Source organism: Streptomyces coelicoflavus (genome assembly GCF_003112555.1).
Lineage (GTDB): Bacteria > Actinomycetota > Actinomycetes > Streptomycetales > Streptomycetaceae > Streptomyces > Streptomyces coelicoflavus.
This window is the reverse complement of record NZ_BEWB01000006.1, coordinates 430,743-455,112: the sequence shown is the minus strand read 5'-3', so window position 1 is coordinate 455,112 and position 24,370 is coordinate 430,743. Positions and strand designations below refer to the sequence as shown.

Here is a 24,370-nt window from a genome sequence, read left to right as displayed (position 1 = left end):
GTCAGGCACCGCTCAGCGCTTTCGCACCGGCGCCGACCCGGCCGCCGTCGGAGGCGGCTGCGTCGCGGGCGCCGCCGTTCCCGGCGGAGCCGGCCCGCCGGGCCGACTCGATCGCCCAGTACACCGCCTCCGGTGTCGCGGGCGAGGCCAGCTCGACGCCGGTCCCCTTCGGGCCGAACGCGGCGGCGGCCTGCCGCAGTGCCTCGCGCACCGAGAACGCGAGCATCAGCGGGGGCTCGCCGACCGCCTTGGACCCGAAGACGGCGCCCTCCTCCGTGGCGTTCTCCAGGAGGGTGACGTTGAACTCCTCGGGCATCTCCGAGAAGCTCGGCAGCTTGTACGTGCTCGCCGCCTGCGTGAGGAGCCGGCCCCGGTTCGGGCCGTCGCCGGTGTCCCAGCGCAGGTCCTCCAGCGTCAGCCAGCCCGCACCCTGCACGAAGCCGCCCTCGATCTGGCCGATGTCGATCAGCGGGGACAGGCTGTCGCCGACGTCGTGCACGATGTCGACCCGCCGGATCCGGTAGGCGCCGGTGAAGCCGTCCACCTCCACCTCGGTCGCGGCGGCGCCGATGGCGAAGTACTTGAACGGCGACCCCTGGAACGTCTTGGCGTCCCAGTGCAGCCCCTCGGTCCGGTAGTAGCCGGCCGCGGACAGCTGGACCCGCTGGAAGTACGCGGTGTGCACGAGGTCGTCCCAGGCCAGTTCCCGGTCGCTGCCCAGGGTGCGTGCGACGCCCTCGACGATGCGTACGTCCGAGGCGTTCGCACCGAGCTGCGAGGCGGCCACCCGCAGGAGGCGTTCGCGCAGTTGCTCGCAGGCGTTCTTGACCGCGCCGCCGTTGAGGTCGGCCCCGGAACTGGCCGCGGTGGCGGAGGTGTTGGGCACCTTGTCGGTGCGGGTCGGGGCGAGACGCACCTTGTGCAGCGGGATGCCCAGCGTGGTCGCGGCCACCTGGAGCATCTTGGTGTGCAGACCCTGGCCCATCTCGGTGCCGCCGTGGTTGATCAGGACGGAGCCGTCCTTGTAGATCAGCACCAGCGCGCCGCCCTGGTTGAAGGCGGTGAGGTTGAACGAGATGCCGAACTTCACGCCGGTGATCGCCAGGGCCCGCTTGGTGTGCGGGTGCGCGGCGTTGAACGCGGCGATCTCGCGCTCGCGGTCGGCGAAGCCCGCCCGGTCCAGGACCTGCTGCCAGGCGGCGGTGATCCGCTCGGGCTGCGTGACCGGCTGCCCGTACGGCGTCGTCTGGCCCTGGCCCGGCCGGTAGAAGTTGCGTTCCCGCAGCTCCCGGGGGTCGAGGCCGAGCCGCGGCGCGCAGCGGCCCAGGATGTCCTCGATCACCAGCATGCCCTGCGGTCCGCCGAAGCCGCGGAAGGCGGTGTTGGAGACCGTGTTGGTCTTGGCGATGCGGCCGGCGACGCGGGCGCTGGGGATCCAGTACGTGTTGTCGATGTGGCACAGCGCCCGGGCCAGGACCGGCTCGGACAGGTCCAGGCTCCAGCCGCCGTCGGCGACCAGGGTCGCGTCGAGTGCCTGGATACGGCCCTCGGCGTCGAAGCCGATCCTCCAGGTGGCGTGGAAGCCGTGCCGCTTGCCGGACATGGTCAGGTCCTGGGTCCGGTTGAGCCGGAACCGCACCGGACGGCCGGTCAGCTTGGCGCCGAGCGCGGCGACGGCCGCGAAGCCGTGCGGCTGCATCTCCTTGCCGCCGAAGCCGCCGCCCATCCGCAGGCACTGCACGGTCACCTCGTGGGCGGGCACCCCGAGCACGTGCGCGACGATCTCCTGGGTCTCGGACGGGTGCTGGGTGCTGCTCTGGATGAACACCTGCCCGTTCTCGTCCACCTGGGCCAGCGCCGCGTGCGTCTCCAGGTAGAAGTGCTCCTGCCCGGAGAACTGGAACTCGCCGGTGAACACGTGCGCGGAGTCAGCGAAGCCCGCGTCGACGTCGCCGTGCGTCATGACGGGACGGGCGCCGTGGTAGCTGTCCGCCGCGATGGCGTCCTGGAGCGTGATGACCGAGGGCAGTTCCTCGAGGTCCACCTCCACCGCCGCCGCGCCGATCCTGGCCGCCTCCAGCGTCTCGCCGAGCACCCAGGCGACCGCGTGGCCGTGGAACATGACCTCGTCGGGGAAGAGCGGCTCGTCGTGCTTCATGCCCGCGTCGTTGACACCGGGCACGTCGGCGCCGGTCAGCACCCGTACGACACCCGGCACCGCGAGGGCGGCCCCGGTGCGGACGGCCGTGACCCTGCCGCGGGCCTTCATGACCTGGACGGGGTGGGCGTGCAGGACGTCCTTGGTGCGCTGGACCAGGTCGTCGGTGTAGAGCGCGGTGCCGGTGACGTGCTGGACCGCGCTCTCGTGCGGCATGGAGACGCCGACGACGGGCTTCTCGGGACGCTCGGACAGTTGGCTCATGACGGCACCGCCTCGGTGGTCTGTGCGTACAGCTTCAGCAGGCTCTGGCCGAGCATCGCGGCGCGGTAGCCGGCGCTGGCGCGGTGGTCGCTCATCGGCGTGCCCTCGCCCCGCAGCACCTCGGCCGCGGCCTCGGCGGTCCCGGACGTCCACGGCCTGCCCTCCAGGGCGGCCTCGGTGGCGAGCGCCCGGACCGGGGTGGCGGCCACGCCGCCCAGACCGATGCGCGCCTTGCGGACGGTGCCGCCCTCGACGTCGAGCGCGAAGGCGACGGCGACGCTGGAGATGTCGTCGAAGCGCCGCTTGGCGATCTTGTGGAAGGCCGCGACCGGCGACAGCGGCAGCGGGAGGCGCACCGCGCGGATCAGCTCGCCGGGACGGCGCACGCTCTGCCGGTAACCGGTGAAGTACTCGGCCAGCGGAACCTCGCGTTCGCCGTCGGCGTCGGCGAGCACGAGCGACGCCTCCAGCGCGAGCAGCACCGGCGGGCTGTCGCCGATGGGCGAGCCGGTACCGAGGTTGCCGCCCAGGGTGGCGCCGTTGCGGATCAGCCGGGACGCGAACTGCGGGAACAGTTGCGCCAGCAGGGGCACCGTGCCATCCAGGCGGCGCTCGATCTCGGTGAGCGTCAGGGCCGCCCCGATCTCGACGTGGTCGGACTCGACGCGCAGTTCCCGCAGTTCGGGCAGCCGGTCGACGGCGACCACGCAGTCCGCGCGGCGGGAGCGGATGTTGACCTCGACGCCCCAGTCGGTGCTGCCCGCGACCACGACCGCGTCGGGCCGCTCGCGCAGCAGCCGCAGCGTCTCGGCCAGGGTGTCCCGGCGCACGAACGCGCTGTCGTCCTGGCGGTACTCGGTGGCGACGGGCGCGGGCGGGGCCTGCTCGCGGCGCCGGGCCAGCGGGTCCTCGTCGGTGGGCGCGCCCACGGCGAAGGCGGCGTCGCGGATCGGGCGGTAGCCGGTGCAGCGGCACAGGTTGCCGCTGAGGGCGTGCAGGTCGAAGCCGTTGGGACCGTGCTCGGCGTCGGCGCCGTCGTTGCCGTCGGTCCCCTCGCCCGTGTCCGGGCCCTGCTCCGCGTGCGCGCAGCGGTCGGGCCGGTAGTACTCGCCCGCCATGCTGCAGACGAACCCCGGCGTGCAGTAGCCGCACTGGGAGCCGCCGCGTACCGCCATCTCCTCCTGCACCGGGTGCAGGACGGGTGGCGTGCCCGGTGCCTCGACGGTGGCGAGGCCCTCGGAGGTGACGACCTCCTGGCCGTCGAGCGCGGCGACCGGGACCAGGCAGGCGTTGACCGGCACCCAGTCGGTGGGCTTGTTCACCCCGGGGCGGGCCACCAGGACCGAGCAGGCGCCGCACTCACCCTCGGCGCAGCCCTCCTTGGTACCGGTCAGACCCCGCTCGCGCAGGAAGTCCAGGACCGTGGTGTGGGGCGCGGCCGGTGCGATCGGTGCTTCTTTTCCGTTGACGGTGATCCGTGCCGCTACCATGACCGACCTTCATTTCGACTCGGGACACGTCGATTCATCATGTTCGCCAATTTCAGGCAGCTTTCTCTGTTCGGACGCGCCGCGTAGGAAAAGCGGGCGCACATCGGCACGCGACAGCGGCATGCCGTGAAGAGGTGAAGCGGAGGAGGGGTGAAAGGGGAAACCCCGAGATGTGCCACGCGAGGGCACAGCGGAACGGCGTGTCAGCAGCCGTGCGCGACCCGGCCCGAAACCCACACGGTGCGGCGGGCGAGGCGACTCAGATCGGAGTTGGTGTACATCCGCGATCGCCTCCTGTCGGTAGTCATGGGTCTGCTTCCCTGGCAAATTAGTGGCTCCGGTCACCCGGGTCAAGAGAGGAATTCGTTGAATTTCCCCGCCCGGAGACGGACAGGCGCGAATCCGGTGCCGACCACCCCTCCCCAGGGTCTCCTCACCGCAGGACACTTGACCCACGCACAACCGGGGAAGGACCCGGGGACGGGCCGGGAGGGCTCTGGGACGCCCGGGGTCACCGGGGCGCCAGGGGCGACCCGGCAGGACACCGATGCCGCCGGAGGGGGCGCGACATGCGGGACAGTCATCGGGCGGAGGCCGAAGGGCTGCTCAGGCGGGCCGTGGAGGAGGAGGTACGGCGCTCGGGCGGACGCACGGACGGGAACGTGCTGCTCTCCCGTGCCCGCGCGGCGCTGGACGCGATGGCGGGGACGGCCGGCGAGGAGTACGCGGCCTACACCCACGCCCTCGACGAGGCCTCGGCCGGGCAGCTCACCTTCCGCGAGCGGTACGCCCGTGAGGGCGCCGGCACGCCTCTGCTGGTGGCCGCCGTGGCGGCGGTCGCCGCGGTGGTGGCCGACGTGGCGCTCGGCACGGGCACCGGCACCGCGGTGGGCGCGGGGGTGACGGTCGGGGTCGTCGGCGCGGCGGCGACCGTGGTGAAGGTGGTCGGGGCCCATGTGCCGGCCGCCCATCACCGCGCCGGGGCGGTCAGCCAGCCCGGCGGACCCGAGCAGCTGCGGCTCCAGTGGCTCACCGCGCTGGAGGTGCGCGGCATCCGGCCGTTCCTGGACCAGCAGCGGATGCTCGCCGCGTCCACCGGCCCGGCCAAGACCGGGCCGAAGCTGCGGGGTGCCGACAAGAGCGCGGCCGCGCGGGGGCGCAGCGCGCTGGAGCAGTCGTTCGGACAGCTCCCCGTGGCGGACGGCCCGTTCGCGGGCCGGCGGCAGGAGATGGCCCGGTTGCGGCAGTGGGTGCAGGCGGCCCGCGCGAGCACGGAGACGAAGCCGACGGTGGTGGTGCTGCACGGGCCGCCGGGCAGCGGCCGTACGACGCTGGCGGTGCGGGCCGTGCACGAACTGCGGGACTACTTCCGCGGGGCCTGCCTGGTCGACCTGCGCGGGGACGGGTCCGCGGCGGGCGGCTCGGGCACGGGCATCTCGGGAGCGGGCGGCTCCCGGTCGGGCGGCTCGGGAACGGGTGGCTCACGAACAGCTGGCTCCGGTACGGGCGGCTCGCGGACGGGCGGTGAGGCGCCGCTGAGCACCCGCGACGCCCTGCTGCACCTGCTGAACCGGCTCGGTGCGCCGCGCGAGCAGCTGCTGTTCCGGGAGCGGTCCTCCGCCGACCAGCAGGTCAGGCGGCTCAGCGAGCTGTACCACCAGCACCTGACGGGCGTCCCGGTCACCGTCGTCCTCGACGACGCCTCGGACCCCGATCAGGTACGGGCGCTGGTGCCGGAGCGGTCGGACAGCCTGGTGCTGGTCACCGCGCGGGAGGCGCTGCGGCTCCCGGGCGACCTGCCCGCCCGGGTGTACGACCTGCCCGTGGAGGCGCTGGACGCGGCGGGCGCGGAGGAACTGCTCGGCGCCGCCGCCGAGGACGCGTCGGGGCCGTACGACTCCGAGTCCAGCGAGCAGATCCGGCAGCTGTGCGGCGGGCTGCCGCTGGCCCTGAGGGTCGCCGGATCGTCGCTGGGTCCGCGCTCGCCGCGCGCGCTGGCGACCGACCTGGGCGCCTACGGACCCGTGGAGCCGGTCGAGCGGGCGCTGTGGCTGCGCTACACCGACCAGTCGGAGCCGGCCCGGCGGCTGCTGCGCCGGCTGGCGCTGGCGGGGCGTACCTCCCTGGGTGCCGCGGCCGCCGCCGCGCTGCTGGCCACGGACGAGACGGAGGCGACCCGGCAGCTGGCGACGCTGTCCCGGGCGGGCCTGATCGACCACGTAAGGGGCAGCCGCTACCGCCTGCACGACGTGGTGCGCGCCTTCGCCCGCGCCCGGCTCGCCGACGAGGAGGAGCCCGGTGAGCGGACGGCCGCGCAGGAACGGCTCATCGCGAACTACGCCGAGCTGGCCGACTCCGTGCTGCGCCTGGTCGACGGCAACATGTCGACCCGCTCGAACCAGTTCGGGCAGTACGGCTTCACGTCCCTGGACGAGGCGCTGCGCTGGCTGGACGACGAGTCGAGCTTCATCACGGCGGCGCTGCGGCACGCGGAGGGCGTCGACCAGGGCACGGTGCTGAACCTGCTGGGCGCGCTGTGCGACTACTGCCTGCTGCGCGGCGACCTGTACCGGCTCGGTGAGATCAACGAGCTGGCGCAGTCCGTGGACCAGGGGCTGCTGGTGCGCTCGGTGCAGTGGCGCACCGGTATCGCGGCCCGGCAGCTCGGTGAGCTGGACAAGGCGCGTACGACGCTGGCCTCGGTGGTCGACCTGTACCGGGACGCCCACCACGACGCCGGCGCGGCGCGCGCCCTGTGCTCGCTGGGGATCACGCTGCACCACCAGGGCAACCTGACCGACGCGGCGGCCAAGCTCCAGGAGGCGCTGGACCTCCAGGCCGCGCCGGAGCTGGCCACGGACCGGGCGTGGACGCTGCACGCGCTGGCGGCGGTGCAGCGCGACCGGGCCAGGCTGGCCGAGGCACTGGAGCTGCTCACCGAGTCGCTGGTGCTGCACCGCGCGGGCGAGTCCGTCCACGGCCAGGCGTGGGCCCACTTCCAGCTCGGCCAGCTGCATCTGCGCATGGGCGACGTGCCGGGCGCGGAGGCGGACCTGCGGGCCGCTCTCGACCTGTACGGCCGCACCCAGGACGCCCGCGGCGAGGCCTGGGCGCTGACCCAGCTGGCGCGGACCCGACTGGTGGACGGCGACGCCCTGGAGGCGGTGGACGAACTGCGGCGGGCGGCGGCCCGGCACCGCGAGAACGAGGACGCCCGCGGTCAGGCCTGGACGGTCTACTACCTGGGCCAGGCGCTGGAGGAGACCGGCGACCTGGACCAGTCCGTGCGCGAGCTGGAACGCTCCCGCACGATGTTCTCCCGGATGCGCGACGTGTACGGCCTGGCCTGCGCCCGGCACCACTCGGCGCGCGTGACCCGCGACCAGCGGGCCGCCCAGACCGGTTCGCTGCGCAACTCGGGTTTCGCCCGGCAGCTCCTGGTCGACGCGCGCGCCGACTTCCAGCGCATCGGCGTGGGCCACGGGGAGGCGTGGACGTGCCTGGAGCTGGCGGTCGTCGACGCGGGCAACGCCCGTACCCCGCAGGCGCTGGCCCTGTGCGACGAGGCCGCCGCCCTCTTCGCCGGGTACGGCGACCGGCGCGGCGAGGACTGGGCCCGCTTCCTGCGCTGCACGCTGTTGCCCTACGCGGCCCCCGGCGGGGTGGAGATCGGCACGGCGGTGGCGCAGGAGGAGCTGACCCAGCTGTCCCGCGCCCGCCATCCCGCCCGGGACACCAAGCTGGACGACTACGTGGACGCCTACCAGCTCCTCCTGGAGCGCGGCGTGCAACTGGAGGCGGGCTGGCAGGCCTGGCGTCTGGGCATGGTCCCGGGCCGCCAGGCGCGGGAGGTGATGGGCGTGGCGGTCACGGCCTGAGGCCGGGGCCGCCCGCCCATGAGGTGGCCCCGGGTTCCCGGGGTCCCGGGGTCAGCCCCGCTGGGGCTTGGCCTCGGGGCCGCCGGAGGCGTCCTGCTCCGCCGGCTCCTTGAAGTCCACCTTGCCCATGTGCCGGTTCATGGACTTCATCAGTCCCCACACCGCCAGAGCCATCACGGCGAACACGATGAACCCGAGGACGCCGGGGGTGACCTTGTCCTCGTCGAGCTCGGCGAGAGTGACGAGGTGCGTCATTGCCAGGCTTGCGCTTGCACTCATGTCAGGCATTGTCCCGGATGCCCGCGAAGAGGTCGTCCTCGGGGAGGGAGGTTTCCACGAGCGACTTGGCCAGCTCGTACTCCTCGGTGGGCCAGACCTCCTTCTGGATCTCCATCGGCACCCGGAACCAGCCCCCGTCGGGGTCGATCTGCGTGGCGTGCGCGATCAGCGCCTTGTCACGGGTCTCGAAGAAGTCCGCGCAGGGAACGTGCGTGGTGAGGGTGCGCTCCTTGCGCTCGAACTCCGCCCAGCGCTTGAGCCAGTCCTCGTAGGGCGACTCCAGGCCGCGCTCCAGCAGCGCGTTGTGCAGCGCCTCGGTGCGGGGCCGGTTGAAGCCCTGGTTGTAGTAGACCTTCAGCGGCTGGTACGCCGGTCCGTACTCGCTCTCCGGGTACTTCTCGGTGTCGGCCGCACCCTCGAACGCCACCATCGTGATCTTGTGGGTCATGATGTGGTCGGGGTGCGGGTAGCCGCCGTTCTCGTCGTAGGTGGTGATCACCTGGGGACGGAAGGAGCGGATCTTCCGCACCAGCTCACCGGCGGCCTTGTCGACGTCCTCGAGGGCGAAGCAGCCCTCCGGGAGCGGCGGCAGCGGATCGCCCTCGGGCAGGCCGGAGTCCACGAAGCCCAGCCACTCCTGCCCCACGCCCAGGATCTCCCGGGCCTCGTCCATCTCCTTCCTGCGCACCTCGTGGATGTTCTCCTCGATGTACGCGTCCCCCTGGAGCTTCGGGTTGAGGATGGAGCCGCGCTCCCCGCCCGTGCAGGTCACCACCAGCACGTCCACCCCCTCGGACACGTACTTCGCCATGGTGGCCGCGCCCTTGCTCGACTCGTCGTCGGGGTGGGCGTGAACGGCCATCAGTCGCAGCTGGTCAGTCAAGACTCAATCCTCGGTCAGTCGGCGCCCCGGCGTGCAGCGGCGCAATCGCAGGCTTCTATAGTGACCGAATCGGGAGCGGAATAATTCCGGGGCCCGAGAACCCGGACCCGCTCCCGCGGAGAGGACGATCATGAGCACGGCGAGCACGCGGACTCCTCAGGGCCGCTACGGCCGCTCCTCGGACGAGCAGGCCGACCGCACGCTCAAGATCGTCGGCGCCGTACTCGGCGCGCTCCTGCTCGCACTGATCGGCTGGTTCGGCTACCACTACGTCGGTCAGAACAAGATCAGCGGCGAGCTGATCGGCTTCGAGCTCGCCGAGGACTCGGTGCAGGTGCACCTGGAGGTCCGCAAGGACGCCGGCGTCACCGGCTACTGCACGGTGCGCTCCCAGGCGGAGGACGGCGACGAGGTGGGCCGGGCCGATTTCCGCTTCGACGGGGACGACACCCGCATCGACAAGGTCGTCACTCTCCGGACCAAGGCCGCGGGCACGACGGCCGAGCTGCTCGGCTGCCATCCGGAGTGACCCAGCGGGCCCCGCTGGCGCCAATGCAGGCCACCTGACCTGCGCCGACAGGAATCTGGTGGCTTATGTCCTCCCCCTTTGGCCACTGAATTGTTAGGCTCGTGGTTTCGCCCTTCCGTGAAGGAACATCCTTCTGGGTAGGGCGTTGATTTGTATTCCCAGTACCAACGAGGAGCACCCGTGACCCAGACCAGCGAGAACGTCACCTGGCTGACCCAGGAGGCGTACAACAAGCTCAAGGAGGAGCTTGAATACCTTACTGGTCCTGCGCGCACCGAGATCTCTGCCAAGATCGCCGCGGCCCGCGAGGAGGGGGACCTGCGTGAGAACGGCGGGTACCACGCGGCGAAGGAGGAGCAGGGCAAGCAGGAGCTCCGCGTGCGCCAGCTGACCCAGCTGCTCGAGAGCGCCAAGGTGGGCGAGGCCCCGGCCGCCGGCGGCGAGGTGGCACCCGGCATGGTCGTCACGATCGCCTTCGACGGTGACGAGGACGACACGCTGGACTTCCTGCTCGCCTCGCGCGAGTACGCGAGCTCGGACATCGAGACGTACTCCCCGCAGTCCCCGCTGGGCTCCGGCGTCATCGGCCACAAGGTCGGCGACGACGCCGAGTACGAGCTGCCGAACGGCAAGATGGCCTCGGTGAGGATCCTCAAGGCCGAGCCGTACAACGGCTGACGCACCGCCCGTCGCCGACGAGCCCCCGGTGTCCCCGTGACGCCGGGGACTCGTCGTCGTCCTGCCGGTCCCGCCGGTCCCACGGCCCGGCCGTGCCCTCCGTCAGCTGGCCGCCGAGCGGTACTTGCGCACCGCCAGCGTCCGGAAGACCGCGATGATCAGGACGGACCAGATGATCGAGGCCCAGACGGGGTGCTGCATGGGCCAGGCGTCGGACTGCACCACGCCCGGGTTGCCGAAGAGCTCGCGGCAGGCCTGCACCGTGGCGCTGAACGGGTTCCACTCGGCGATGTGCCGCAGCCAGGGCGTCATCTGGCTGGAGTCCACGAAGGCGTTCGACACGAACGTCACCGGGAACAGCCAGATGATCCCTCCCGAGGTCGCCGCCTCCGGGGTGCGCACGGACAGACCGATCAGCGCCCCGATCCAGGTGAAGGCGTATCCCAGGAGCAGCAGCAGTGCGAAGCCGGCGAGGATCCGGCCGGCGTTGGTCGGGTCGGCGGAGCCGGTGCGCCAGCCCACGATCAGCGCGACTATCGCGAGGACGAGCAGCGTGATGGCCGTCTGCACGAGGTCCGCGACGGTGCGGCCGGTCAGGACCGCGCCGCGCGCCATCGGCAGCGAGCGGAAGCGGTCGACGAGCCCCTTCTGCATGTCGTCGGCGATACCGGCCGCCGATCCCGCGGTGGCGAAGGTGACGGTCTGCGCGAAGATGCCCGCCATCAGGAAGTCCTTGTAGACGTCCGGATCGGTGGTGTTTCCGATCTTCATCGAGCCGCCGAAGACGTACGTGAACAGGACCACGAACATCACCGGCTGAATGATCCCGAACAGGACCATCTCCGGGATCCGGGTCATCCGGATCAGGTTTCTGCGGGCGATGACCAGTGAGTCCCGGAGGGACTGGCCGAGGGGGTTGCCGGGCGCCGTGACCGGCGCCGCTTCGGTGGCGGCGCTCACTTGGCGGTCTCCTTCTCCTGCTCGTGGCCGGCGTCGTCCGCCGAGCCGTTCGCCTCGTCCTTCGCCTCGGCCACGTGGCCGGTGAGGGAGAGGAAGACGTCGTCGAGGGTGGGGCGGCGCAGGCCGATGTCGTCGATCTCGATGCCGCGGGCGTCGAGCTCGCGGATGACCTCGGCGAGCAGCTTCGCGCCGCCGGTGACGGGGACGGTCAGCTTGCGGGTGTGCTCCTCGACGGTGGTGGAGCCCTTGCCGAACCCGGCGAGCACCTCGGAGGCCGTCGCCATGTGGTCGCGCTCGTGGACGACGACCTCGACGCGCTCTCCCCCGGTGCGGGCCTTGAGCTGGTCGGAGGTGCCGCGGGCGATGACGCGGCCGTGGTCGACGACCGCGATGTCGTGCGCGAGGTGGTCGGCCTCCTCCAGGTACTGCGTGGTCAGCAGCAGGGTGGTGCCGCCCGCGACCAGCTGCTTGATGACCTCCCACAGCTCCTGCCGGTTGCGGGGGTCAAGGCCGGTCGTGGGTTCGTCCATGAACATGACGGGCGGGGAGACGACCAGGGCGGCCGCCAGGTCGAGCCGGCGGCGCATGCCTCCCGAGTAGGTCTTCGTCGGGCGGTCGGCGGCGTCCGAGAGGTGGAACTGGTCGAGCAGCTCCCCGGCCCGGGCCTTCGCGGCCTTGCCCTTCATCTGGTAGAGCTGGCCGACCATTTGCAGGTTCTCCCGGCCGGTCAGGTATTCGTCGACCGCGGCGAACTGGCCGGAGAGACCGATGGAACGCCGTACCTCGTTGGGCTGCCTGAGGACGTCGATGCCCGCGACGACCGCTTTGCCGCTGTCGGGGCGCAGCAGGGTCGTGAGGCAGCGGACGGCGGTGGTCTTGCCCGCGCCGTTCGGCCCGAGCAGGCCGAGGACGGTGCCCTCGGGCACGTCGAGGTCGACGCCGTCCAGAGCCCTTACGTCACCGAAGGTCTTCACCAGGCCTTCGGCATAGATGGCGCCTGGCATATGAGTCTCCACGTCGTCGGGGATTCTTCGGAAAGCCTAGGTTTGTACGTTTCGCCGCGCTCAGCGAGCGATTTACGACACACCATAACGCGATGTATCGCGTCTCACAATGAGGTTGCTCGAAAGAGTGACAAGCGAGTGACGAAGCGGCTGCCGGGCCCTGCTCGGGCTCGGGCTCAGGCTCGGGCTCGGGCTCGGGCTCAGGCTCAGGCGATGACGGTGTAGCCCGCCTCCCGCAGCGCGCGGCCGACCTCGGCGCAGTGCTCCGGCCCCTTCGTCTCCAGGTGCAGCTCGACCTCCGCCTCCGTGAGCCCGAGCCGCGGATGCGTTCGGACGTGGCTCACATCGAGGACGTTAGCGTCGACCACTGACAACACCCCGAGAAGCGTGGCGAGGGCCCCGGGCCGGTCCGTCAGCCGCAGCCGCACCGCCAGATAGCGCCCCTGCGCGGCCATGCCGTGCCGCAGCACGCCCTGCATCAGCACCGGGTCCACGTTGCCGCCGGACAGCACCGCCACCACCGGCCCGGCGAAGGCGTCCGGCGCGCTCAGCAGCGCGGCGACCGGGCTGGCCCCGGCCGGTTCCACGACCAGCTTGGCCCGCTCCAGGCACAGCAGCAGAGCGGTCGACAGCTCGTCCTCGGAGACCGTGCGGACCTCGTCCACCAGCTCGCCGACGATCCCGAACGGCACGTCACCGGGCCGCCCCACCTTGATGCCGTCGGCCATCGTCGCCGGGTTCTCGACGGCCACCGGGCGCCCCGCGGCCAGCGAGGGCGGGTACGCCGCCGCGCCCTCCGCCTGCACGCCCACGATCCGCACGTCCGGCCGCAGCGCCTTCACCGCGACCGCGATGCCGGCCGCCAGTCCGCCCCCGCCGATGCCGACCACGACGGTCCGCACCTCGGGGCACTGCTCCAGGATCTCCAGCCCGACCGTGCCCTGTCCCGCGATGACGTCGGGGTGGTCGAAGGGGTGGATGAACACCGCGCCGGTCCGCTCGGCGTACTCCTGCGCGGCGGCCAGCGTCTCGTCGACCATCTGGCCGTGCAGCCGCACCTCGGCGCCGTACTCCCGGGTCGCGCTGATCTTCGGCAGCGGCGCCCCCTTCGGCATGAACACCGTCGACCGCACGCCCAGCAGCGACGACGCCAGCGCCACACCCTGCGCGTGGTTGCCCGCGCTCGCCGCGACCACGCCCGCGGCCCGCTGCTCGGGCAGCAGCCCGGCGATCCGCACGTAGGCGCCGCGCAGCTTGAACGAGCCGGTCCGCTGGAGGTTCTCGCACTTGAAGTGCACCGGGGAGCCGACCAGCTGCGACAGGTGCCTGCTGCCCTCCATCGCCGTCACCCGTGCCACGCCCGAGAGCATCTTCTGGGCTCCGCGCACGTCGTCGAGGGTGACGGGAGCGACCAGGGCCGGTGTGCTGTAGCTCATGCTCCCCAGCATCGCAGTTCCCGGCCGCCCCGCATTGTTGTGACCAACCTCCGAGACCCGCTTTGTCCGGCGCAGGTACGCCTTGCTGCCCGGCCGCGTACCCTGTCCCCCAATTAGCAGCCCTCCACGAAGTGAGCCCCCGGCCATGCCCACAACACCTGAAATGTCGATGGACATGACGACCGCCGGTGACACCGGTCTTCTCGAGACGCTCCAGCACGAGGTCGCGCTCTTCGCCCGACGCGCCGAACAGACCCGGCTCGGCGGGGTGGGACAGGTGCGCAACTCCATGGACCGCGCCGCCTACCTGCTGCTCAACCGCCTGGACACCGAGGGTCCGATGGGCGTGAAGGCGCTCGCCGCGAGCATGGGGATCGACTCCTCGACGGTCACCCGGCAGGTGGCCCCGCTCGTCGACACCGGACTCGTCAAGCGCACCTCCCACCCCGAGGACGGGCGCGCGGTGGTCCTCCAGCTGTCCCCGCGCGGCCTGGCACGGCTCGAGGAGGTCCGCTCGTCCCGACGTCAGCTCATGGCCGAGCTGACGCACGACTGGGCACCGGAGGAGCGCGAGGCGTTCTGCGCGCTCCTGTCGCGCTTCAACGGCGCCCTGTCCGCCCGTATGGCCCCGTCCGGCGTCGGGGCCACGGAGACGCCGTCGGGCTCCTGAACGACCTTCGGGAGCGGTTGCGGCGGCTTTCCGGGGGCGGGGTTCCAGGGGATTCCGCCGCTTTCGGGACCGGCATTCGACCGAACCCTTGACCGGCGGGCCGCCCCTGGCCTGATATGAGACCTCAGGGGTCGTCGCCGTCCGGGCGGGAGGCGCGGTGCGAGACCGGCATGCGTCCCACAGTGCCCGCCGGGCCCGCGAGTTCGAGGCGTTCGTCGCGGGCGCGGCAGGGCGGCTGCTGCATGCCGCCACCCTGCTCACCGCCGAGGCCCCGGACGCCAATCCACGGGCGCGGCGCCTGCTGGCCCTGAGCCTGGCCCACACGTACGCCGGCTGGGACCGGCTGCACGGGGAGGACCCCTACGACCGCGCCCGCCAGTACTTGGCCACCCGCTTCGCCCGCGAGATCTGGCACCGGTACGGCGTGCTCGGCCGGGCCCGCCGACGTCCCGCGGGCCCCTTGGGCGGGCTCGCCCCGCACGAACGCCTGATCCTGGTGCTCAGGCTGTACGAGGGTGTCGCCGAGGAACAGGCGTCCGCGCTGCTGGGCCTGCCCGTGGACCGGATCCGGACGATCTGCGACCGGGCGACGGCCACCGTGCTGCACCCGCAGCCGGCACCCGACCGGCCGGCGGCGACGAAGACGGCGGCGGCACCGGCAGCGGCAGCGGCAAACGCAGCGGCGGCGGATGCGGCAGAGACGACGACGGGGGCGACGACGACGAAGAAGACGGCGAATGCGAAGGCGGCGACGCCATGACGGACGGGGCGACCGGCCGGAGCGCACGCAAGGCCGAGCGCGCGACGGGCAGTACAACGGCCGACGCCGACAGGGGCAGAGGCCTCAGCAGGGGCAGGGGCCGCGGCAGCGGCAGCGGCAGCGGCAGAACGCCCCTCGCCGGTAGCCGTACTACGGCCGGCACGCGCGCGTGGCGCGGCGGGAGGTACCGGTGAACCGCCCCGGGCGCGAGGCAGCCGCGCGGCGGATCATGGAGCAGTCGCCGCCGCGGGTGCCGCCCGACCTCTACGCGGAGGCCGTCCGGCGGGGCGCGCGCATCCTGCGCCGCAGGAGGGCCGTCCGCCGCCTGACGTGGCTGCTCCTGGGCGCCGCGGCCGTGGCGTTCGCGGTGTGGGCGCTGACCGTCCAGCCGTGGGTGGAGCCGCCCTCGGAGACGACCCCACCCGTGACCGGCTGGGAGGGCTGGTGAGCCCCGCCGCCTAGCCGAGCGCCTGCTGGAGGTCGGCCAGCAGGTCGTCGGCGTTCTCGATGCCGACCGACAGGCGCACCAGGTCGGCGGGCACCTCCAGGGCCGAGCCCGCCGCGGAGGCGTGCGTCATCCGGCCCGGGTGCTCGATCAGCGACTCGACGCCGCCCAGGGACTCGCCGAGCGTGAAGACCTTCGCGCGGTCGCACACCTCGACGGCGGCCTGCTCGCCGCCCTCGACGCGGAAGGACACCATGCCGCCGAACGCCTTCATCTGCTTGGCGGCGACCTCGTGCCCCGGGTGCTCGGGCAGCCCCGGGTAGAGCACGCTCGTCACGCGCGCGTGCCGGGAGAGCATGTCGGCAACCTTGGTCGCGTTCTCGCTGTGCCGGTCCATGCGCACGGCTAGGGTCTTGGTGCCGCGCAGCACCAGCCAGGAGTCGAAGGGCCCGGCGACCGCGCCCATCGCGTTCTGGTGGAACGCCAGCTCCTCGCCCAGCTCCGGGTCGTCGACGATCAGCGCGCCGCCCACGACGTCCGAGTGCCCGCCCATGTACTTGGTCAGCGAGTGCACGACGACGTCGGCGCCCAGCGCCAGCGGCTGCTGGAGGTAGGGGGTGGCGAAGGTGTTGTCGACGACGAGCCGGGCGCCGGCGTCGCGGGCCACCTGGGCGACCTGGGCGATGTCGGTGATGCCGAGCAGCGGGTTGGAGGGCGTCTCCACCCACACCGCCTTGGTCTTCGGGGTGAGGGCGGCCCGCACGGCGGCGGCGTCGCTCGTGTCGGCCACGGACCACTCGACGCCCCAGCGGGTGGCGACCTTGGCGAAGAGGCGGAAGGTGCCGCCGTACGCGTCGTTCGGGATCACCACGTGGTCGCCGGGACGCAGCAGCGTACGCAACAGGCAGTCCTCGGCCGCCAGTCCGGACGCGAACGCGAGGCCGCGACGGCCGCCCTCCAGGGCGGCGAGGTTCTCCTCCAGCGCCGTGCGGGTCGGGTTGGCGCTGCGGCTGTATTCGTAGCCGCCGCGCAGCCCGCCGACGCCGTCCTGCTTGTAGGTCGACACCTGATAGATCGGCGGGACGACCGCGCCCGTCAGGGGATCGGCGGTGTTGCCCGCGTGAATCGCGAGCGTCTCGAAGTGCTGACTGATGTGCCTGTCGCTCATGGGCACCGAGGGTAGCCGTGCGGAACGCATCGCGCGTTTTCCACAGGGCGGGGGACGGGTTGGCCAATTGTCGGCGGCGTCTGGTTCGCTTGAGACATGGAGATTCTCTGGGTCCTGATGGCACTGGTCATGCTCGGCTTCGTGCTGCTCCAAATCTCGCGGCGCAGGCGCGGTGCGGTCGGCCTGGTCGAGCCCGGCCACCCGGACGCCGCCGACCCCGCGAACTACGGTTTCGCGCGCGAGGAGGAGCTGGACATCCGGATGCCCGGTCCCGACCAGGACCTGCTGGACGTCCTCGACCTGGTGCAGCGCACCCAGGACTACCGGGGGGCGCAGCAGCTCCTGGCCGGCACGGAGGCGGAGGGCGAGCGGCGCTGGCAGCGTGTCCAGGCCTTTGCGGGCGCCGCGTCGCTGGAGCTGCGGCAGCGGCCGGGCGGGGTCGGGGAGACGCCGGGCGGGCAGTGGCTGCGGGTGTGGCGGGCGGAGGCACCCAAGGACGCGGGCGGGGCGGCGGTGCACGCCGAGTTCCTGGTGCAGCAGGCGTGGCGGACGGCGACGCCGGGCTCGGACGACTTCCGGATCATCATGGAGGAGGCGAAGGCGGCCTGCGGTGAGGCGGCCCTTCTCGCGCCCGGGGACCCGATCCCGTACATCGTCGAGCTGTCGGTGGCCCGCGGTCTCGGCTACTCGCGCGAGGAGTTCGAGCAGCTCTGGCTGAAGATCCTGGACCGCGCTCCCAACCACATGGGCGCCCACCTGGCCGCCCTTCAGTACTGGTGCGAGAAGTGGCACGGCTCGCGCGAGCTGGCGTACTCCTTCGCGGAGGCGGCGGCCGCCAGGGCCCCGCGTGGCTCGCTGCTCGCGGCGATGCCGCTCTTCGCGGTCTTCGAGCATCTGCCCGAGGTCAACCTGGTCAGCGGCTTCTACCAGAGCGAGGTCGTCACCAAGGCCGTCCACGGCGCGCTGCACGCGGTCCACTCGGCCCGCCCGGACGATCCGATGCAGGCGCACGTCCGCCACCTGCTGGTCTTCTTCCTGGTCCGCGGCGAGCGCTGGGCGGAGGCCATGAACCAGCTGACGGTCATAGACGGCCACGTCGGCGCGCTGCCCTGGACCCTGTCGGCCGACCCGGCGGCGGAGTTCGCGGTCTACCGCGCGCTGGCGGTCGCGGGGTACGAGGCGAACGGCGGCAGCCCGGCGACGCTGCCGCACTGAGTGCCTGGCGCCCTCGTGCGGACGGTCCGGCCGTTCACCCGGCCGGACCGCGTTCCGCCACCGCTGCCGCTCTGTCTCAGCAGCCCTCTCTGTCTCAGCCCTCGCTGCGGGCGGGCAGTCGCCAGCCCGGGCGGGGGAAGTGGCAGGTGTACCCGTCCGGGTAGCGCTGCAGGTAGTCCTGGTGCTCGGGCTCGGCCTCCCAGAAGGGACCGACCGGCTCCACCTCCGTGACGACCTTGCCGGGCCACAGCCCGGAGGCGTCCACGTCGGCAATCGTGTCCTCGGCGATCCGCTTCTGCTCGTCGTCCACGTAGTAGATCGCCGAGCGGTAGCTGAGGCCGATGTCGTTGCCCTGGCGGTTCCTGGTGCTCGGGTCGTGAATCTGGAAGAAGAACTCCAGGAGCGTGCGGTAGTCGGTCGCCTCGGGGTCGAAGAGGATCTCGATGGCCTCCGCGTGCGTGCCGTGGTTGCGGTACGTCGCGTTCGGCACGTCACCGCCGGTGTAACCGACCCGGGTCGCGGCCACGCCCGGAAGCCGGCGGACCAGCTCCTCCATCCCCCAGAAGCATCCGCCCGCCAGTACGGCCCTCTGCGTCTGCGCAGCCATTGCGCCCTCCAATGTCTCTCTCGGCTCGGTCACTCGGGCGCTGCTCGGCCCGCACACGACCGGCCTTCCATGCCCACCCTGCGTGCAACGCGCGAGGCTCCCCAACGATTCCATGCCCGAGGGTGGCCCGGTTCGCCGGCGTACGGCCGTCCCCGCCGAGGCCGTCGCCGCCGAAAACGGGTGGCCCGGGCGGGGCCCCCGCCCCAAGCTGTACGGCATGCAGGAACCGCAGCGCGAGGAGATCGGCCTCCCGGCCGCCCGCGACGGACGTTTCCCGGCGGCCTGGAAGCGGGACAGGATGACGTGGGTCATCAAGCCGCGTTCACAGACTTCGTAAGGGGCGTCATACGTCACACGAGGAGTCGTCTCGTTGGGCCGGCCAGAGAGACCGCAGTGTGGCGACCGCTCGCTGCGATGCCTCGTGAGGCGTGGGACGGGGTGCGTGGACCCTTGGGCCCGCCAGGTCCCGACCACTGAGTGAACGGGCGGGGACCGCGGCCCAGTCAGGGCGGTCCACGGCGGCTACGTGCCCGTACTCGTGGGCAGCTTCGTCCTGCCAGTCGTCCGGCGGTGCCATGAGGACACGCAGCGTCCGCTCGTCGAGCCACTCCAGTCCCAGAACTTGACGGCCGAACTCGTTCTCGATGAGAGAAGCCACCGCGCCCGATTTCAGGTGCAGGAGGAGCAACTCTCCCTCGAAGAAGTAGCCACCGTCGTACTTACCGGTACCTACTGCGAGCAGCGGGCGCCGAGGGTGGAAGGCCAGTGCGTGCACGGGGAAGCGTGAGCGAACGAGTACGCGCCGGACGAAGGAACGGCTGTCGTAGACCGCGACCGGCGTTGCCCCGCTGTGCGCAGGCGCGCCTGCCACGGCCAAGAGGCCCCGCTGCTCGTCGTGGACGACCTGGAGCGGGTCTCCGACACCGAGGAAGTCCCAGCCGTCAGGGGGGTGTTCACTGGAGGCTGTCATGCCGTGATCTTCCCAACCGCCCTGCTTGGCCAGGTAGCTGCTTGGCGCGAATCATGAAGGGATGACGAAGTGGATGAAGAAGACGCCTCCAGCCGAGCAATCCTCCAGTGAGCCGGCGCTCTCCGCTTACCAACGGGCGCTGCGCGACCGATTGCTCGCTGCCCCGGTCGTTCCCCCGCCCGCGCCTTGGCGCCCCGTCTTCGAGTACACGTACGGCATCCCTGTCGGCGGGCTGCTCGGCATCGGCTTCGCGTCGCACCCCGGCAGCGGACACGACCTGGTAATGGTCGTCTCGCACGACGGTCACGGCCTCTTCGACGCCGTCACCGGCGAGAAGATCGCAAGGGACCACGACCCCGAGGGCAGCACCCCGGATGGTGTCGCCGACCTGACGTGCCCCGGACTGGGGCCGATCGCCGGCAGCCGCGTACACATCGCCGGGCTCTTCGGCGGAGGCCTGCACACCAAGGCCGAAGACGGCTGGATCCTGGAGGCCGTCACACCGGCTTGGCCCAACGATCGTGTGCTCCTCTCGGTCGACGGCGGACTCCCCCACTCCGGTCCGTACGGAGAGCAGTGGTGGCACATCTTCCACGCCGCATACTCGGAGCTTCGGGCCTTCGGCTTCTCTCCCTCCGGGGAGACCATCGCCGTCGCCACGAGCAGTGACCTTTCCCTTTGGACCCGCCACCCTGCGCGGAACAACGAGGACGTCGCTCGACGCTGACCACGCAGCGTCAAGCCGCGTTCACAGCCTCTGTCGAGTCTGTCGGTGAAGCCGGTGTGTCTCGGGGTGTCAGCCGTCGAACCGGTCCCAGTCGACCAGGTCGGCCAAGGGAGCGAGAGCACTCCGGTGAGTGGCGCCGGCCCAGGCGCTGAACCCGTTGCCGATTCCTTCGTCTGTGACATGCAGGACGAGGCCCGGAGCCACGTAGAAGCGCGTGGGAGCCGCGGGCCAGAACGGGTGCAACGGCACGAGAAGGAGTGCCTCGGCGAGCCGGTCGACCTGCTCCGCGGTGAGCCGACAGGACGATGCCACGTAGTCGGCGCCCATGGATGCCTCGAAGAGCGAGAACTGGATGAGGAAGCCACTGAGTGGTTCCTGCTCGGCGATCGCCGGTTCGTCGTCCTCACGGAACCAGACGGTGGGATCCGCTTCGGGGCCGTCGAGCGTCCACAGCAGCGACCAGAAGAAGCACCCCTGATTCTCCTCGCCGAAAACGAGCATCTCCCCCGTGGCATCGGTATGAAGCTTGGAGAGGGGAAGGACTCGGTTCTGCACTCCCAGGCAGCGCGGGCGGTGCTGTGCCAGCCGGTAGAACTGCTTCAATCCGTCGGGCAGACCCCGGGTAGGCCCCGGTGCCGACGGTGGCTCGTCCGTCTCAGACTCAGCGGAATACCAGCCGGTGACGAACTGTGCGAGCGCCTGGGCTCGCTGGCCGTCCAGGTGCCGGAGCCACTCCAGGTTCGGAAGGTCCGATGGTGGGAGAGCAGGACGCACGCGGGCCAAGTCGAGCTTGCTCAAGGGCGTATGAAGCCGAAAGGCGCAGTCGGAGAGAACGTGTTCGTCGCGGCCCGGCCGAGCGACTGTTCCGGCCCGAGTCACGGATCCGGTGCCCAGATACACGAGCCCCTCCGACAGGCGCACCGCCAGGTGAACAGACAGCTTCGTCTCACTTGTGGCGCGTTCCCAGGGCTCCTCCAGGAGCCGCTGCATCACCGCCGTCGGAGCAGGGCCGACGAGACGGACCTCATCCGCGTTCCACACGCAACTCCTGTCCAGGGCATCCCCGGCCGCCACAATGATCAGTGTCCCGGCATCGCCGATGCCAACGGTGGCGCTCCCGAAGGTGAGGCACTCCGTGGACGCCGTACCACCGCAGAGCGTGTATGCCCACTCCTCGTCCACGAGTGACATGCGGGACATACCGTGAGGGTGATCAGCCATGCGGACATCTTCCTCGACGGTCCGACGGCTGCTTCGCTCATGCCAGAAGCCGCCTGCCAGCAGGGCCCAAAGGTCTGCGAAGGCGGCTTGACGTGGATCAAGCCCTCGTTCCTGTGGATGATGTACCGCTGCGGGTGGGCCACCAAGGCGGGGCAGGAGACCGTCCTGGCCGTCGAGATCGGCCGCGAGGGCTTCGAGTGGGCCCTGCGCCACGCGTGCCTGTCGAGCTACGTGCCCGGGACGCACACCGACCGGGCCGCCTGGCAGCGCGAGCTGAGGCGCTCGCCCACCCGTGTCCAGTGGGACCCCGAGCGCGACCTGCGCCTGCGGCCCCTGCCCTACCGTTCCCTGCAACTGGGGCTGTCCGGCGAGGCCGCGCGCCGGTACGCGGACGAGTGGACGGTCGCCGTCCGCGACGTGACCCCACTCGCCCACGAGATCCACGCCCTCGTACGCGACGGCGCCCTGGACGCGGCCCGGGCGCTGCTGCCCGGGGAGCGGCCGTATCCGGCCCCGGAGGAAAGCCTGAGGAATCCACGACCGTGACGGACCACTCCCCCGGCTTCCCAGCCACACCCGCGCACGAGCCGGGGCTTTCGGCGTACCAGCGGGCGATGCGGGAGCGGCTGCTCGCGGCGCCCGTGGTGGCCGCGCCCGAGCCCTGGCGGGCCGTCGCCCTCGTTCCGGTCGGCGGGCTGCTCGGCATCGGCTTCGCGTCGCACCCCGGCAGCGGGCACGACCTGGTCATGGTCGTCTCGCACGACGGTCACGGCCTCTTCGACGCCGTCACCGGCGAGAAGATCGCCAGGGACCGGGACCCCGGTCCCGGCGGCAGCACGCCCGACGAGGCGGCCGACCTCTCGTGTCCCGGGCTGGGGCCGGTCGCGGGCAGCTGGGTGCACATCGCCGGGCTCTTCGGCGGAGGGCTGCACACCGGCACCCGGGACGGGTGGGAGCTGGAGGTAGTCGCCCCGGCCTGGCCGAACGACCGCGTCCTGCTGTCCCGCGACGGCGGGCTCCCGCACGCCGGTCCGCACGGAGAGAAGTGGTGGCACATCTTCCACTCCGACTGCTCCACCTTCCGGGCGGCCGGCTTCTCGCCCTCCGGCCGGACCGTCGCCGTGGCGACGAGCAGCGATCTCTCGCTGTGGACGCGTCAGTCCACCTCGACGCCGAAGTCGCGCAGCAGTTCCTCCAGGCCGCCCGCGTAGCCCCTTCCGCCCACGACGAAGTCCCAGTCGCCGTTGGTCCTGCGGCGGAAGGAGCCGAGAACCAGGGCGGTCTCGTGCGGACGGCCGTCGGAGACCTGGAGCCGGCCCAGTTCCGTCAGCGCCGGGTCGAGGAGGCGGATGCGCGCGTCGGTGAAACCGGACAGATCGGCGTCCGGATTCGCCTCCGGGTCGACGGCGGCCACCAGCACGAGGCGGTCGGCGTCGTCCGGCAGGGTGTCGAACGAGGCGCAGAGCGCGGCCTTGTCGGGCGGGGTGGCGGACAGCGTCCGTACGGAGCCGTCCGGGGTGCGCGGGTTGTTGTAGAAGACGAAGTGGTCGTCGGTCAGGATGCGGTTGCCGCGGCACACCAGGGCGCACACGTCCAGGGCCACGCCCCCGGTCCAGGACATGCCGAGGATGTTGTACGCGTCGGGCAGCGACGGTTCCGGGACGGGCGGCGGGGGCGCGGTCGGGTCCCGGCGGCCGCCCTCGCCCAGCCGGCCGCGCAGGCCGTGGCGGCGCAGCAGGTCGACGAGTTCGGTTCCCGAGATCAGTTCCAGCGGCTTGCCGTTGGCGAAGGTGTGGGAGCCGGGACCGAACCCGGACGTGGTGACGAGGACGCCCTTGTTCGCCCCGGCGTCCTGCACGGTCCCGTACAGGTCGCGGACGGCGGTGGGCGGCACCGTGTTGCGGTACCGCTTCACCTGGACGACGATCTGTCCGCCGCGGATCGGCGTCGGGTCCAGCGCGTGGACGTCGACCCCGCCGTCGTTGGAACGCTGCGTGGTGACCGCCCGCATCCCCATCGCCTCGAACAGCTCGGCGACGAGGCCCTCGAAGGCGATCGGGTCCATCTCGTAGAGGTCGGGTTCCTCGTCGTCGCCGTGGGTGGCGACGTGATGGCCGGCCTCCTCGGGCCGGCGGCCCGGCCTGATCGCGACGAGCAGGTCCGGGCGGGCCGACAACTGCCCGCGCAGCGCGTCGGCCAGGCAGCTTTCCGCGTCCACCTGCGCCAGGTGCAGTTCGCGGAACGAGGAGCGCTCGGCCATGACGGTGGCCAGGAAGATGCGGTCCGGCCGGCCCGTCGTGGGGTCGTGTCCGTCGACGAAGCCGTTGAGGGCCACCGACTCCAGCGCGCCGGGCTCGTCGGCGGCGAACAGTTCGTGCAGTACGAGCAGCATGCACTGCGCGACGACTTCCTTGTAGAGCGCCCTGCGCTGCCCCACCGGGCGGGGCGTCTCCTTGTACTGGTCGGCCGCGTACATGTACCGCACGTACTTGGACTGCGGGACGACGTCGGCCGGGGGCAGTTCCCAGTCCAGCACCAGTTGCCGCGCCGCGGGGTCGTAGGCCATCGCGACCCGCCGCGGGAAGCCCTCGGGCCATGCCGTCGAGGTGTAGAGGGCCGCGGAGAAGTACTCCGTCACGGCGTCGGGCTCCCGGCGTCCGACGCCGTCGATCACCGCGGCCAGGGGCGCGAGCTCGTCGGAGCGCAGGAGCGCGCCGGGCCGGAAGACCGATGCCCGGCAGCCCGAGGCCAGCAGGCCCTGGAGCGCCGCGACCCGTGCGTCCAGCTCCTCCGTGCGGCGGATCGCCTCGGCCTGTTTGTATCCGCGGTAGCTCTGGGCGGCTCGCCGCTCGTAGGCCCGCGCCTCCTGGGCCTCCAGTCTGCGCTGCCGCGCCTCGGCCTCCAACTGGCGCTGTCGCTGCCTCTGCATCTCGGCCCAGACCCCGAAGGGCCCCGTGGTGCGACGACTCATGGGTTGTCAGCCCTCCCCCCAAGCACCGGTTGTCCCCACAACCGGTTGTAGCGGCTC

Annotated in this window: 22 protein-coding genes and 1 pseudogene; 11 read left to right on the top strand and 12 right to left on the bottom strand. The window is 71.8% G+C overall.

What is annotated here, in order from left to right; translation table 11 throughout:
* Position 1: 1 nt before the first annotated feature.
* The gene (gene xdhB, locus Sco07f_RS16990) at positions 2-2,422 is read right to left on the bottom strand and encodes a xanthine dehydrogenase molybdopterin binding subunit (protein ID WP_087789709.1); all 2,421 of its coding nucleotides are present in this window, start codon (positions 2,420-2,422) and stop codon (positions 2-4) included.
* A complete protein-coding gene (locus tag Sco07f_RS16985; protein WP_087789710.1) occupies positions 2,419-3,912 on the bottom strand; it encodes a xanthine dehydrogenase small subunit in 1,494 nt (497 codons plus the stop codon). The genes xdhB and Sco07f_RS16985 overlap by 4 nt, the downstream gene beginning before the upstream one ends.
* Positions 3,913-4,481: 569 nt before the next feature.
* Here Sco07f_RS16985 and Sco07f_RS16980 point away from each other — a divergent pair.
* Positions 4,482-7,790 carry a tetratricopeptide repeat protein gene (locus tag Sco07f_RS16980; RefSeq protein WP_159106953.1) on the top strand — a complete coding sequence of 1,103 codons (3,309 nt, stop codon included), beginning with the start codon at positions 4,482-4,484 and terminating at the stop codon, positions 7,788-7,790.
* A gap of 51 nt (positions 7,791-7,841) precedes the next feature.
* Here the strand turns inward: Sco07f_RS16980 and Sco07f_RS16975 are convergent, their stop codons facing one another.
* Complete coding sequence (locus Sco07f_RS16975; RefSeq protein WP_174855371.1) at positions 7,842-8,078, bottom strand: hypothetical protein; 237 nt, start codon at positions 8,076-8,078, stop codon at positions 7,842-7,844.
* Positions 8,071-8,952: a mycothiol conjugate amidase Mca gene (gene mca / locus Sco07f_RS16970; protein WP_007444314.1), complete on the bottom strand. Its 882-nt coding sequence runs from the start codon at positions 8,950-8,952 to the stop codon at positions 8,071-8,073. The genes Sco07f_RS16975 and mca overlap by 8 nt, the downstream gene beginning before the upstream one ends.
* Positions 8,953-9,082: 130 nt before the next feature.
* Here mca and Sco07f_RS16965 point away from each other — a divergent pair, with 130 nt between their 5' ends.
* Both Sco07f_RS16965 and greA read left to right on the top strand, forming a co-directional pair.
* Positions 9,083-9,481 (top strand): DUF4307 domain-containing protein, encoded by a 399-nt coding sequence (locus Sco07f_RS16965; RefSeq protein WP_003974010.1) that lies wholly within the window; start codon positions 9,083-9,085, stop codon positions 9,479-9,481.
* Between the two features lie 180 nt (positions 9,482-9,661).
* Positions 9,662-10,159 (top strand): transcription elongation factor GreA, encoded by a 498-nt coding sequence (gene greA / locus Sco07f_RS16960; protein WP_007444281.1) that lies wholly within the window; start codon positions 9,662-9,664, stop codon positions 10,157-10,159.
* 102 nt (positions 10,160-10,261) lie between these two features.
* On the opposite strand, the gene Sco07f_RS16955 is transcribed toward greA, so the two are convergent.
* The 3 genes from Sco07f_RS16955 to ilvA all read right to left on the bottom strand — a co-directional run bounded on the left by Sco07f_RS16955 (position 10,262) and on the right by ilvA (position 13,559).
* A complete protein-coding gene (locus Sco07f_RS16955) occupies positions 10,262-11,119 on the bottom strand; it encodes an ABC transporter permease (RefSeq protein WP_007444313.1) in 858 nt (285 codons plus the stop codon).
* On the bottom strand, positions 11,116-12,123 hold the full coding sequence (locus tag Sco07f_RS16950) for an ATP-binding cassette domain-containing protein (protein ID WP_087789713.1): 1,008 nt from the start codon (positions 12,121-12,123) through the stop codon (positions 11,116-11,118). The genes Sco07f_RS16955 and Sco07f_RS16950 overlap by 4 nt, the downstream gene beginning before the upstream one ends.
* Before the next feature lie 206 nt (positions 12,124-12,329).
* Positions 12,330-13,559, bottom strand: a complete 1,230-nt coding sequence (gene ilvA, locus Sco07f_RS16945) for a threonine ammonia-lyase (protein WP_108988365.1) — start codon at positions 13,557-13,559, stop codon at positions 12,330-12,332.
* A gap of 163 nt (positions 13,560-13,722) precedes the next feature.
* Here ilvA and Sco07f_RS16940 point away from each other — a divergent pair, with 163 nt between their 5' ends.
* From Sco07f_RS16940 to Sco07f_RS16930, 3 genes are all read left to right on the top strand, one after another.
* Entirely contained in the window at positions 13,723-14,229 is a 507-nt protein-coding gene (locus Sco07f_RS16940) for a MarR family winged helix-turn-helix transcriptional regulator (RefSeq protein WP_063739951.1), read from the top strand.
* A gap of 157 nt (positions 14,230-14,386) precedes the next feature.
* Positions 14,387-14,989 carry an RNA polymerase sigma factor sigma-70 region 4 domain-containing protein gene (locus Sco07f_RS16935; RefSeq protein WP_087789714.1) on the top strand — a complete coding sequence of 201 codons (603 nt, stop codon included), beginning with the start codon at positions 14,387-14,389 and terminating at the stop codon, positions 14,987-14,989.
* Between the two features lie 190 nt (positions 14,990-15,179).
* A complete protein-coding gene (locus Sco07f_RS16930; RefSeq protein ID WP_087789715.1) occupies positions 15,180-15,437 on the top strand; it encodes a hypothetical protein in 258 nt (85 codons plus the stop codon).
* A gap of 10 nt (positions 15,438-15,447) precedes the next feature.
* Here Sco07f_RS16930 and Sco07f_RS16925 read toward each other — a convergent pair whose 3' ends face one another.
* Positions 15,448-16,602 carry a cystathionine gamma-synthase gene (locus Sco07f_RS16925; RefSeq protein WP_042825064.1) on the bottom strand — a complete coding sequence of 385 codons (1,155 nt, stop codon included), beginning with the start codon at positions 16,600-16,602 and terminating at the stop codon, positions 15,448-15,450.
* Positions 16,603-16,698: 96 nt separating this feature from the next.
* On the opposite strand from Sco07f_RS16925, the gene Sco07f_RS16920 reads away from it, so the two are divergent.
* Positions 16,699-17,817, top strand: a complete 1,119-nt coding sequence (locus Sco07f_RS16920; protein ID WP_007444277.1) for a hypothetical protein — start codon at positions 16,699-16,701, stop codon at positions 17,815-17,817.
* 94 nt (positions 17,818-17,911) lie between these two features.
* Here the strand turns inward: Sco07f_RS16920 and msrA are convergent, their stop codons facing one another.
* On the bottom strand, positions 17,912-18,424 hold the full coding sequence (msrA, locus tag Sco07f_RS16915; protein ID WP_007444309.1) for a peptide-methionine (S)-S-oxide reductase MsrA: 513 nt from the start codon (positions 18,422-18,424) through the stop codon (positions 17,912-17,914).
* A 217-nt stretch (positions 18,425-18,641) separates the two neighbouring features.
* On the opposite strand from msrA, the pseudogene Sco07f_RS40605 reads away from it, so the two are divergent.
* A pseudogene (locus Sco07f_RS40605) lies at positions 18,642-18,743 on the top strand (DUF4291 domain-containing protein); the annotation flags it as partial.
* Positions 18,744-18,767: 24 nt separating this feature from the next.
* Here Sco07f_RS40605 and Sco07f_RS16905 read toward each other — a convergent pair.
* Complete coding sequence (locus Sco07f_RS16905; protein WP_108988286.1) at positions 18,768-19,394, bottom strand: hypothetical protein; 627 nt, start codon at positions 19,392-19,394, stop codon at positions 18,768-18,770.
* A gap of 61 nt (positions 19,395-19,455) precedes the next feature.
* On the opposite strand from Sco07f_RS16905, the gene Sco07f_RS16900 reads away from it, so the two are divergent.
* Entirely contained in the window at positions 19,456-20,121 is a 666-nt protein-coding gene (locus Sco07f_RS16900; protein WP_108988285.1) for a hypothetical protein, read from the top strand.
* 69 nt (positions 20,122-20,190) lie between these two features.
* Here the strand turns inward: Sco07f_RS16900 and Sco07f_RS16895 are convergent, their stop codons facing one another.
* The gene (locus Sco07f_RS16895) at positions 20,191-21,312 is read right to left on the bottom strand and encodes a hypothetical protein (RefSeq protein ID WP_159106952.1); all 1,122 of its coding nucleotides are present in this window, start codon (positions 21,310-21,312) and stop codon (positions 20,191-20,193) included.
* 69 nt (positions 21,313-21,381) lie between these two features.
* Between Sco07f_RS16895 and Sco07f_RS16890 the strand changes: the two genes are divergently transcribed.
* On the top strand, positions 21,382-21,888 hold the full coding sequence (locus Sco07f_RS16890) for a DUF4291 domain-containing protein (RefSeq protein WP_108988364.1): 507 nt from the start codon (positions 21,382-21,384) through the stop codon (positions 21,886-21,888).
* A 68-nt stretch (positions 21,889-21,956) separates the two neighbouring features.
* Positions 21,957-22,553 (top strand): hypothetical protein, encoded by a 597-nt coding sequence (locus Sco07f_RS16885; RefSeq protein WP_167468130.1) that lies wholly within the window; start codon positions 21,957-21,959, stop codon positions 22,551-22,553.
* Here Sco07f_RS16885 and Sco07f_RS16880 read toward each other — a convergent pair.
* A complete protein-coding gene (locus Sco07f_RS16880) occupies positions 22,499-24,313 on the bottom strand; it encodes a restriction endonuclease (RefSeq protein WP_108988282.1) in 1,815 nt (604 codons plus the stop codon). The two genes, Sco07f_RS16885 and Sco07f_RS16880, sit on opposite strands and share 55 nt — an antisense overlap.
* Between the last annotated feature and the right edge of the window lie 57 nt (positions 24,314-24,370).

Excerpts from the sequence above, each read along its gene's own strand:
- Sco07f_RS16940 (WP_063739951.1), top strand. The coding sequence starts at position 13,723 with ATGTCGATGGACATGACGACCGCCGGTGACACCGGTCTTCTCGAGACG.
- Sco07f_RS16895 (WP_159106952.1), bottom strand. The coding sequence starts at position 21,312 with ATGTCACTCGTGGACGAGGAGTGGGCATACACGCTCTGCGGTGGTACG.
- xdhB (WP_087789709.1), bottom strand. The coding sequence starts at position 2,422 with ATGAGCCAACTGTCCGAGCGTCCCGAGAAGCCCGTCGTCGGCGTCTCC.
- Sco07f_RS16925 (WP_042825064.1), bottom strand. The coding sequence starts at position 16,602 with ATGAGCGACAGGCACATCAGTCAGCACTTCGAGACGCTCGCGATTCAC.
- Sco07f_RS16885 (WP_167468130.1), top strand. The coding sequence starts at position 21,957 with ATGCGGGAGCGGCTGCTCGCGGCGCCCGTGGTGGCCGCGCCCGAGCCC.
- Sco07f_RS16890 (WP_108988364.1), top strand. The coding sequence starts at position 21,382 with ATGCCAGAAGCCGCCTGCCAGCAGGGCCCAAAGGTCTGCGAAGGCGGC.
- Sco07f_RS16905 (WP_108988286.1), bottom strand. The coding sequence starts at position 19,394 with ATGACAGCCTCCAGTGAACACCCCCCTGACGGCTGGGACTTCCTCGGT.
- Sco07f_RS16920 (WP_007444277.1), top strand. The coding sequence starts at position 16,699 with ATGGAGATTCTCTGGGTCCTGATGGCACTGGTCATGCTCGGCTTCGTG.
- Sco07f_RS16965 (WP_003974010.1), top strand. The coding sequence starts at position 9,083 with ATGAGCACGGCGAGCACGCGGACTCCTCAGGGCCGCTACGGCCGCTCC.
- Sco07f_RS16900 (WP_108988285.1), top strand. The coding sequence starts at position 19,456 with ATGACGAAGTGGATGAAGAAGACGCCTCCAGCCGAGCAATCCTCCAGT.
- Sco07f_RS16950 (WP_087789713.1), bottom strand. The coding sequence starts at position 12,123 with ATGCCAGGCGCCATCTATGCCGAAGGCCTGGTGAAGACCTTCGGTGAC.
- Sco07f_RS16975 (WP_174855371.1), bottom strand. The coding sequence starts at position 8,078 with ATGCCTGACATGAGTGCAAGCGCAAGCCTGGCAATGACGCACCTCGTC.
- Sco07f_RS16880 (WP_108988282.1), bottom strand. The coding sequence starts at position 24,313 with ATGAGTCGTCGCACCACGGGGCCCTTCGGGGTCTGGGCCGAGATGCAG.
- Sco07f_RS16985 (WP_087789710.1), bottom strand. The coding sequence starts at position 3,912 with ATGGTAGCGGCACGGATCACCGTCAACGGAAAAGAAGCACCGATCGCA.
- msrA (WP_007444309.1), bottom strand. The coding sequence starts at position 18,424 with ATGGCTGCGCAGACGCAGAGGGCCGTACTGGCGGGCGGATGCTTCTGG.
- ilvA (WP_108988365.1), bottom strand. The coding sequence starts at position 13,559 with ATGAGCTACAGCACACCGGCCCTGGTCGCTCCCGTCACCCTCGACGAC.
- Sco07f_RS16980 (WP_159106953.1), top strand. The coding sequence starts at position 4,482 with ATGCGGGACAGTCATCGGGCGGAGGCCGAAGGGCTGCTCAGGCGGGCC.